This is a genomic window from Pseudomonas sp. (assembly GCF_041601375.1).
Taxonomy (GTDB): domain Bacteria; phylum Pseudomonadota; class Gammaproteobacteria; order Pseudomonadales; family Pseudomonadaceae; genus Aquipseudomonas.
On sequence record NZ_JBFIIG010000011.1, the window covers coordinates 39,331 to 48,919 of the forward strand.

Consider the following 9,589-nt stretch of genomic DNA (forward strand, 5'->3'; position numbering starts at 1 on the left):
GGCGTACTCCTCAGGCGGCGGCCAGTACCAGGGCGCCGGTCACTAGCAGGTTGAGCAGGGTCAGTGGCAGGCAGAAGACCCAGCTGAAGCTCATCACCTGGTCATAGCGCGGCCGCGGGATGGAGGCGCGCAGGAGGATGAACAGCATGATGAAGAAGCCGGTCTTCAGCGCGAACCAGATAAAAGGCGGCAGCAGCGGGCCGTGCCAGCCGCCGAAGAACAGGGTCACCAGCAGCGCCGAGATCAGCACGATGCCGATGTATTCGCCGACGAAGAACATGCCCCATTTCATCCCGGCGTACTCGATGTGGTAGCCGTCGGCCAGTTCCTGTTCGGCTTCCGGCTGATCGAACGGGTGGCGGTGGGTGACCGCCACTCCGGCGATGAAGAAGGTACAGAAACCGAGAAACTGCGGAATGATGAACCACAGGTGCTGGTGCTGGTAGTCGACGATGTCGCGCAGGTTGAACGAGCCGGCCTGGGCCACCACGCCCATCAGCGCCAGGCCCATGAACACCTCGTAGGACACCGTCTGCGCCGAGGCACGCAGACTGCCGAGCAGGGCGTACTTGTTGTTGCTGGCCCAGCCGGCGAACAGCACCGCATACACCGACAGACCGGCCATGGCGAAGAAGAACAGCAGGCCGATGTTGAGGTCGGCCACGCCCCAGGTCGGGGTGATCGGCACCACCACGAAGGCGATCAGCAGCGCGCTCATGGCCAGCACCGGCGCCAGGGTGAAGATCAACCGGTCGGCGAACGGCGGCGTCCAGTCTTCCTTGAAGAACATCTTGAGCATGTCCGCGGCGATCTGGAACATACCGAACGGGCCAACCCGGTTGGGCCCGTAGCGATCCTGCCAGAGCCCGAGCAGGCGGCGTTCGACCCAACTGAGCAGGGCACCGAGAATCACCACGCTGAGCAGGATGACCACGGCCTTGAATACCGCGAGCAGGATCGCCTGCAGGTCGGGGGTCAACCAGTTCATGGCGTCGCCTCCTGCAACTCCGTCACAACGGCGCCGGCGATCACCGCCGGGATTCCGGGCAAGCCGACCGGCAGGCCGATCAGGCCGCTGGCCAGTTCGTCACACAGGCGCAACGGCAGACGCAGCAGCTGACCGTCGAGGGTCAATGCCACTGACGCGCCCTCGCCAAGACCGAGGCGCTCGACGTCGACGCTGCCCAGCGCCACATAGGGCGGCGGGATGCGCGTCTGCAGCGGCGCGGCGCGGGCGGAGGTTTCTTCACTGCCGAACAGGTGATGCAAGGGCACGGCCTGCCAGGTGCCAGGTGCCGGCTCGAACGCGGCGGGCACGGCGAACCAGGGCAAGGGCGTGCCTTTGCTTTCGATCAGGCGCACGCCCGGATCGCCGGCGCGCAGATGGCCGCCGACTTCGTCCTGGAACTTGTTCCATGCCTGCGGCGAGTTCCAGCCCGGCGCCCAGGCGAAGGGAATCTGCTGGCGCTGTTCCTGGCTGCCGGAATAGCCTTCCATGGAGAAGGCCAGGGCCGAATCCTGATCCTGCGAGGTGCGCGGCTCGTGCACGCTGATGTTGGCGCGCATGGCGGTGCGGCCGCTGTAGCGCAAGGGTTTGCGCGCCAGCTTGAGGCCCTTGATGCGGAACGAGGCGTTCGGCGCGGCTTCGCCGATTCGCGCCAGTAGGGGGTTGCTGGCCGCGCAGGCGGCGGTGACTTCATCCAGCTGGGTCCAGTCGACCGGTTTGCGGAGCAGGGTGCTGTGCAGCGCATGCAGCCAGCGCCAGCTCTCGCGCACCAGGTTGTCGGCGTCGTAGTAGCCGGGGTCGAAGACCTGGAAAAAACGCTGGGCGCGGCCTTCCTGGCTGACCAGGGTGCCGTCGGCTTCGGTAAAACTGGCCGCGGGCAGCAGCAGGTGCGCTTTGGCGCTGGTTGGCGTGTGTTGATGGTCGACGACTATCACCAGCTTGGCGGCCTGCAGCGCGGCGTCGACCCTGGCGCTGCCGGCGCGGCGATAGAGGTCGTTTTCCAGCACCACCACGGCATCGGCCTGAGCGCTGCTCAGGGCCTGCAAGGCGGCGTCCAGCGACTGTTCGCCGAGCCGTTCGTCGAGCAGCAGCGCCAGGCCCATGCTGTTGGCTTCCGCAACTACCGGGCTGATGGCGGCGTTTTTGCCGCGATTGTGCAAGGCGTTGGCGATATTCGCGGCCGCCTCGATCAGCGCGGAGCAGCCCAGCGAGGCGCCGCAGACCAGCAGCGGGCGCTCGGCTTCGAGCAGGGCCGCGGCGATGCGCTGCGCCAGTTCGGCGGCGTCGCCTGGCAGGTCATGCACCGCCGGCGCGTGCGGGTCGATGGCGTGGGCCACGGCGCAGCCCAGGCGTGCCAGGTCGACCGGGGCGGCATGCACGCACTCGGCGGCGATGTCATCCAGGCGGGTGGCCGCGACGCTGGCGATAAACAGCGGGTTCAGCGCGTGCTGGCCGACGTTCTGCACGGCGGCGTTGTGCCAGGGCGCGATGTTCAGCGCGGCGGCCATGGTTTTGGCCTTGCCTTTCACCGCCTGGCGCAGGGCCAGCGCCAGGCGGGCTGCGGTCTGGGTCAGGTCTTCGCCGAGGATGAACACGGCATCGTGGCTTTCCACCTCGCGCAGGGTCGCGACCGGCAGCGGCCCGTTCAGCAGCAGATCGCGGATCAGTACCAGGTTCTCCAGCTCTGCGGCGGCGATGCCGCAATAGTAGTTGTCGTTGCCGACCAGCTCGCGCAGGGCGAAGTTGCTCTCCAGGCTGGCGCGGGGCGAGCCGATGCCGATCACCTTGCGCGGCCTGAGCAACGCCGCCGCCTGATCGAGGGCCGAGTCGAGGCCCATCTTCATCTTGCTCAGCATCATCATCGGCTGGCGCGGGCGGTCTGTGCGGTTGACGTGGCCATAGCCGAAGCGTCCGCGATCGCAGAGGAAATACTGGTTCACCGCGCCGTTGAAGCGGTTCTCGATGCGCCGGATCTCGCCGTAGCGCTCGCCGGGGCTGATGTTGCAGCCGAGCGAACAGCCATGGCAGATGCTCGGGGCGAACTGCATGTCCCACTTGCGGTTGTAGCGGGCCGAGTGGGTCTTGTCGGTGAACACCCCGGTCGGACAGACCTCGGTGAGGTTGCCGGAGAACTCGCTTTCCAGCACACCGTCCTGTACCCGGCCGAAATACAGATTCTCATGGGCGCCATACACGCCCAGGTCGCTGCCGCCGGCATAGTCCTGGTAGTAGCGTACGCAGCGGTAGCAGGCGATGCAGCGGTTCATCTCGTGGCCGATGAAGGGGCCCAGGTCCTGGTTCTGGTGGGTGCGTTTGCTGAAGCGGTAACGTCGGCGGCTGTGCCCGCTCATCACCGTCATGTCCTGCAGATGGCAGTGGCCGCCTTCCTCGCACACCGGGCAGTCATGCGGGTGGTTGCTCATCAGCCACTCGACCACGCTGGCGCGGAACTGCCGGGCTTCCTCGTCGTCGATGGAAATCCAGCTGTTGTCGCTGGCCGGGGTCATGCAGGCCATCACCAGACGGCCACGGCTGTCGTTCTCGTCGCTGAACTGCTTGACCGCGCATTGCCGGCAGGCACCCACGCTGCCGAGCGCCGGGTGCCAGCAGAAGTAGGGAATATCCAGGCCCAGCGACAGGCAGGCCTTGAGCAGGTTGTCTGCGCCATCGACTTCGAATGCCTTGCCGTCTACGTGAATAGTGGCCATGTCTTCAGTCTTCGTATGCCCATGGGAGCGGGCGGGCTAAGGTTCATCATTCATGCCCCACTGGCCTGACTCGCCAGGGGCGCCTGCGTTGGCGGGGTGGCGGGTGTTGCCGCGATCCCCGCTTCGAATTCGTTGCGGAAATACTTGAGCGCGCTGGCCAGTGGTTCGACGGCGCCGGGGGCATGGGCACAGAAGGTCTTGCCCGGGCCGAGGAAGCTGCACAGTTGCTCGAGGATTTCGATATCGCCGGGTTGGCCCTGGCCGCGTTGCAGCGCGTCGAGCAGCTTGACGCTCCAGGGCAGGCCATCGCGGCAGGGGGTGCAGAAACCGCAGGACTCGCGGGCGAAGAACCTCTCCATATTGCGCAGCAGACCGACCATATCGACGCCGTCGTCCACTGCCATGGCCAGGCCGGTGCCCAGGCGCGTGCCGACTTTGGCGATGCCGGTGCTGCACAGGGGGGCGTCGAGGTGCTCGGGCAGCAGGAAACCGGTGCCGGCCCCGCCCGGCTGCCAGGCTTTCAGCCGATAGCCGTCGCGCATGCCGCCAGCGTAGTCCTCGAACAGCTCACGTGCCGGAATGCCGAATGGCAACTCCCAGAGCCCGGGGTGCTTGACCTTGCCGGAGAAGCCCAGCAGCTTGCTGCCCATGTCTTCGCTGCCGGGGCGGGCCAGGGCCTTGTACCAGTCGACACCGTTGCCGATGATCGCCGGCACGTTGCACAGGGTCTCGACGTTGTTGACGCAGGTCGGCTTGCCCCATACGCCGACGACGGCGGGGAATGGCGGCTTGGCCCGGGGGTTGGCCCGGCGCCCCTCCAGCGAGTTGATCAGCGCGGTTTCTTCGCCGCAGATGTAGCGGCCCGCGCCGCTGTGCACCAGCAGCTCGAAGTCGAAGCCGCTGCCGAGGATATTGCGCCCGAGCAGGCCGGCCGCCTCGGCCTCGGCGATGGCGCGCTTTAGGTGCCGGGCGCAATCGACGTATTCGCCGCGCAGGAAGATATAGCCGCGATAGGCCTTGAGCGCGCGGGCGCTGATCAGCATGCCCTCGATCAGCAGGTGCGGCAGCTGCTCCATCAGCAGGCGGTCCTTGTAGGTGTTGGGCTCCATCTCGTCGGCGTTGCACAGCAGGTAGCGCTGGTTCAGGCTTTCGTTCTGGGGCATCAGCCCCCACTTCACCCCGGTGGGGAAGCCGGCGCCACCACGGCCCTTGAGGCCGCTGTCCTTGACCTGTTGGGTGATCTGCTCCGGGCTGAACTGGGCGAGGGCCTTGCGCGCGGCGGCATAACCGTCCTGGCGCAGGTACTGCTCGAGCCAGACCGGTTCGCCGTCGTCGCGCAGGCGCCAGGTCAGCGGCTGGCTTTCGGCGCTGCGTGGGCTGTGGTTGGCGGTACTCAAGGAGACGCAGCTCATGGGTAGCGCTCCAGTATCCGGGCAAGATTGTCGGCATCCAGGTGGCCGTAGGTGTCGTCGTCGATCATCAGGGTCGGCGCCTTGTCGCAGTTGCCCAGGCAGCACACCGGCAGCAGGGTGAAGCGGCCATCGCTGCTGGTTTCGCCCAGACCTATGCCGAGCCGTTGCTGCAGCGCGGCCTGGATCGACTCATGGCCCTGGAGATAGCAGACCATGCTGTCGCACAGGAGGATGACGTGCCGGCCCACCGGTTGGCGGAAAATCAGGCTGTAGAAGGTGGCCACGCCTTCCACGTCGCTGGCCGGGATGCCGAGCACCTCCGCCACCGCGTAGATGGCGCCGTCCGGCACCCAGCCACGGGCCTTCTGGACGATCTTCAGCGCCTCGATGGACGCCGCGCGCGGGTCTTCGTAATGCGCGAGTTCGTGCTCGATGGCCATGCGTTCGCTGGCGCTGAGGCTGAAACGGTCGGTTTGGATCAACGAGTCGGTCATATCAGCGGTCCACGTCGGCCATGACGAAGTCGATACTGCCCAGGTAGGCGATCAGGTCGGCGACCATGCTGCCCCTGATCACCGCGGGGATCTGCTGCAGGTGCGGGAAGCTCGGGGTGCGGATGCGCGTGCGGTAGCTCATGGTGCCGCCGTCGCTGGTCAGGTAGTAGCTGTTGATGCCCTTGGTCGCCTCGATCATCTGCAGGGATTCATTGGCCGGCATCACCGGGCCCCAGGACACCTGGAGGAAGTGGGTGATCAGGGTTTCGATGTGTTCCAGCATGCGCTCGCGCGGCGGCGGCGTGGTCAGCGGGTGATCGGCCTTGTACGGGCCTGCGGGCATGTTGCGCAGGCACTGCTCGATGATCCGCAGGCTCTGGCGCATCTCCTCGACGCGGATGGTGCAGCGGTCGTAGGCATCGCCATTGGCTGTCAGGGGGATCTCGAACTCGAAGTGCTGATAGCCGGAGTAGGGCCGCGCCTTGCGCAGGTCGAAGTCCAGGCCGGTGGCGCGTAGGCCCGAGCCGGTGACGCCCCATTCCAGCGCCTGCGCGGTGTTGTAGGCGGCCACGCCGATGGTGCGGCCGCGCAGGATGCTGTTCTGCAGGGCGGCTTTCTCGTACTCGTCGAGGCGCTGGGGCAGCCAGGCGACGAACTCCCGCACCAGCTTGTCCCAGCCGCGCGGCAGGTCCTGGGCGACGCCGCCGATGCGGTACCAGGCCGGGTGCATGCGAAAGCCGGTGATCGCCTCGATCACCTGGTAGGCGCGCTGGCGGTCGGTGAAGGTGAAGAACACCGGAGTCATGGCGCCGAGGTCCTGGATATAGGTGCCAAGAAACAGCAGGTGGCTGCTGATGCGGAAGAACTCGGCGAGCATCACGCGGATGAAGTCGACCCGGTCCGGTACCTTGATTCCGGCGAGTTTCTCCACCGCCAGCACATAGGGCAGGTTGTTCATCACCCCGCCGAGGTAGTCGATGCGGTCGGTGTAGGGAATGAAGCTGTGCCAGCTCTGGCGCTCGGCCATCTTCTCGGCACCACGGTGGTGGTAGCCGATATCCGGCACGCAATCGACAATTTCCTCGCCGTCCAGTTGCAGGATGATGCGAAAGGCGCCGTGAGCGGATGGGTGGTTGGGGCCGAGGTTGAGGAACATGAAGTCCTCGTACTCGCTGCGCCGCTGCATGCCCCAGTCTTCCGGCTGGAAGCGCAGGGCTTCCTGCTCCAGGTCCTGCTTGGCGGCGGACAGGCTGTAGGGGTCGAACTCGGTGGCGCGCGCCGGATAGTCCTTACGCAGCGGGTGGCCCTCCCAGGTCGGCGGCATCAGGATCCGCGCCAGATGCGGGTGGCCGTCGAAGCGAATGCCGAACAGGTCCCAGACTTCCCGTTCGTACCAGTCGGCATTGGCCCAGATGCGGGTTGCGCTGGGCAGGCTGAGGTCGTTTTCCTGCAGGGCGACCTTGAGCATGATGTCGCTGTTCCGCTCGATCGACAGCAGGTGGTAGAACACGCTGAAGTCCGCGGCAGGCAGGCCGCGGCGCTGGGTCCGCAGGCGTTCGTCCATGGCGCTGAGGTCGTAGAGCATCACATAGGGCTTGGGCACATGGCGCAGGTAGTCCAGCACCTGCAGCAGCAGGTCGCGCTCGACCCAGAGCACCGGCATGCCGGTGCGGGTGTCTTGCACGCCGAAGCTGGCGGCGCCGAAACGCGCCTGCAACTCGGCGACCACGTCAGGCGTGGCAGGCGGTTGCGAGGGTGTGTGCTGGGCGCTTGATGCAGTCATACGTTCGCTCGCTGTCCGTTAGCGTAAAACTCGATTCAGACCTCGTCAGGGCTGCGCAGGTTGGTCACTTGAATGCGTTCGGCGCGCCGTTGCTCGCGTTGCGAGGGCATATCGGCGCGGTAGATGCCCTGGTCGCCGACCACCCAGGACAGTGGTCGGCGCTCCAGGCCGATGGACTCCTGTAACAGCATCAGACCTTGCAGGAACGCCTCGGGCCGTGGCGGGCAGCCGGGTACGTAGACGTCCACCGGGAGGAACTTGTCGACCCCCTGGACCACCGAGTAGATGTCGTACATGCCGCCGGAGTTGGCGCAGGAGCCCATGGATATCACCCATTTTGGCTCGAGCATCTGCTCGTAGAGGCGCTGGATGATCGGCGCCATCTTGATGAAGCAGGTGCCGGCAATGACCATGAAATCCGCCTGGCGCGGCGAGGCGCGGATCACTTCGGCACCGAAGCGGGCGATGTCGTGCGGCGAGGTGAAGGCCGTGGTCATCTCCACGTAGCAGCAGGACAGGCCGAAGTTGTAGGGCCACAGCGAGTTCTTGCGGCCCCAGTTGACCGAGTCGTTGAGCACCTCGTGCAACTTGCCCATGTAGATGTTGCGGTGCACCTGACCGGCGAGCGGGTCGGCGACGGTTTCCCGCTCGCCAATCGGGTACTGTGCATTGGCCGCGTCGGGATCGATTCGCGTGAGTGTGTACTGCATGCCCGCACCTCAAGGTTTGTGCTGGTTGGCGAGGCGTTTACGCCGCGCTTGCGGCGCCCAGTCGAGCGCCCCGATGCGCGCCAGGTAAAACAGCCCGACCAGCAGGATCACGATGAACACCAGGGCCTCGATAAAACCGGGCCAGCCGCTTTCGCGCAGCGAAATGGCCCAGGCAAAGAGAAACAGGGCTTCGATGTCGAAGATCACGAACAGCATCGCAACCAGGTAGAACTTGGCGGAAAAGCGCAGGCGCGCGCCGCCGGTAGAGACGATGCCGGACTCGAATGGCTCGTTCTTGCTATGCCCCCAGGCTTTGCTGCCGAGCAGGCTGGAGACCCCGAGCATGAAGGCGCACAACCCGGCTACGCCCAACAGAAAAATTGCAAACCCCCAGTTATGGGCCAGGCTCGCTACCACATCAGGCATGTCGTACTCCTCGACAAGGATGGGTGTTGCTGACGCATCACTCCCCGTGACTGCGTCACAGCGGTTTACTCAATACTAGGCGGGGTTCGGCAACTCAGTGGCTTTCTGCTGAAAAAAACTCGTTCGAGGGGCCCGGATCATGTCTTGTGCCCTTGTCGGAGACGAGGGTGGGCCTGCGTGCGGCGCCTGCCTGCCTTGAGGGTTTCAACAGGTCGTATCGGCCCCGGCCTGCTTGCCGAGGGTGCCGAATTCGACTGGCGTCTTCACGTAGAACAAGGCGAGATCCTCCTGCTGCACGCGCTCGAACAGCCGAGAGCATTCCTCTTCGCTAAGCACCAGGGAGACTTCCATAGGCTGATCGGCAAGCTCGAAGAAATGATAGGAATGGAGCTTGCCCGTATGGCCGAAGCCCTCGATCCCGGACACCAGGGTGGCGCCGCGCAGATGCATTTCCTTGGCCAGGGCGACCAGCCAGTCCGCGAGCATCTTGCCCTTGTAACGGCGATTCTGTTGGGTAAAGAAGGTCACCTGATAACCGTGCATGATGGCTCTCCCGCAGCGTGCGATGACACTTTCAGCATAGCGTCGCCCGGCCGGCATAGACCATGGCGGGCAATGCCGTTCGGGAACTGCCCTGTGCACGAATTTTCATAGGAGGGGCCGCACCGTCTTTGACAGAGCGCTGTCGCGCAGCAAGCTGGGTGCGCGCGGGGCCCGCTGTTGTAGGAGCGGCTTCAGCCGCGAAGCTTTGCTGTGCCGCGAAGAATTCGCGGCTGAAGCCGCTCCTACGTATGGGGTAGTTTCACCGTTTCCACGCTCCACATAGAGCGCCTGAAGGCCTCGAATAAAACCAGGTAAAACATAGACTTATATTTTGTTTGATGAGAGATTCCCCGTCGTCCAGACGCCGCGCTGTCGCGCAGCAAACTGGGGGCAATTGCGTCTATCGGCTTGTAGGTATCTGTGGGAGGGGCCGGGCGGCGTTCCGCTTTAGCCGCGATGTTTTTTGTGGGGACTCCGAAAGCTTTCGCGGCTAAAGCCCCTCCCACA

At 65.2% G+C, this 9,589-nt stretch carries 8 protein-coding genes; all 8 read right to left on the reverse strand.

Annotated elements, in window-relative coordinates:
- Positions 1-10 precede the first annotated feature (10 nt).
- Entirely contained in the window at positions 11-988 is a 978-nt protein-coding gene (gene nuoH / locus ABZE94_RS03280) for an NADH-quinone oxidoreductase subunit NuoH (RefSeq protein WP_372874093.1), read from the reverse strand.
- Positions 985-3,714, reverse strand: coding sequence for an NADH-quinone oxidoreductase subunit NuoG (gene nuoG, locus ABZE94_RS03285; protein ID WP_372874094.1), 2,730 nt, complete (start codon positions 3,712-3,714; stop codon positions 985-987). Before nuoG ends, nuoH begins: the two co-directional genes overlap by 4 nt.
- A 50-nt stretch (positions 3,715-3,764) precedes the next feature.
- A complete protein-coding gene (gene nuoF / locus ABZE94_RS03290; protein ID WP_372874095.1) occupies positions 3,765-5,126 on the reverse strand; it encodes an NADH-quinone oxidoreductase subunit NuoF in 1,362 nt (453 codons plus the stop codon).
- Positions 5,123-5,620 (reverse strand): NADH-quinone oxidoreductase subunit NuoE, encoded by a 498-nt coding sequence (gene nuoE / locus ABZE94_RS03295; RefSeq protein WP_372874096.1) that lies wholly within the window; start codon positions 5,618-5,620, stop codon positions 5,123-5,125. Before nuoE ends, nuoF begins: the two co-directional genes overlap by 4 nt.
- 1 nt (position 5,621) lies before the next feature.
- Entirely contained in the window at positions 5,622-7,403 is a 1,782-nt protein-coding gene (nuoC, locus tag ABZE94_RS03300; RefSeq protein WP_372874097.1) for an NADH-quinone oxidoreductase subunit C/D, read from the reverse strand.
- 35 nt (positions 7,404-7,438) lie between these two features.
- Positions 7,439-8,113 (reverse strand): NADH-quinone oxidoreductase subunit B, encoded by a 675-nt coding sequence (locus ABZE94_RS03305; RefSeq protein WP_372874098.1) that lies wholly within the window; start codon positions 8,111-8,113, stop codon positions 7,439-7,441.
- Positions 8,114-8,122: 9 nt separating this feature from the next.
- The gene (locus ABZE94_RS03310) at positions 8,123-8,539 is read right to left on the reverse strand and encodes an NADH-quinone oxidoreductase subunit A (RefSeq protein ID WP_372874099.1); all 417 of its coding nucleotides are present in this window, start codon (positions 8,537-8,539) and stop codon (positions 8,123-8,125) included.
- A 204-nt stretch (positions 8,540-8,743) separates the two neighbouring features.
- On the reverse strand, positions 8,744-9,082 hold the full coding sequence (locus tag ABZE94_RS03315; protein WP_372874100.1) for a DUF190 domain-containing protein: 339 nt from the start codon (positions 9,080-9,082) through the stop codon (positions 8,744-8,746).
- Positions 9,083-9,589 lie beyond the last annotated feature (507 nt).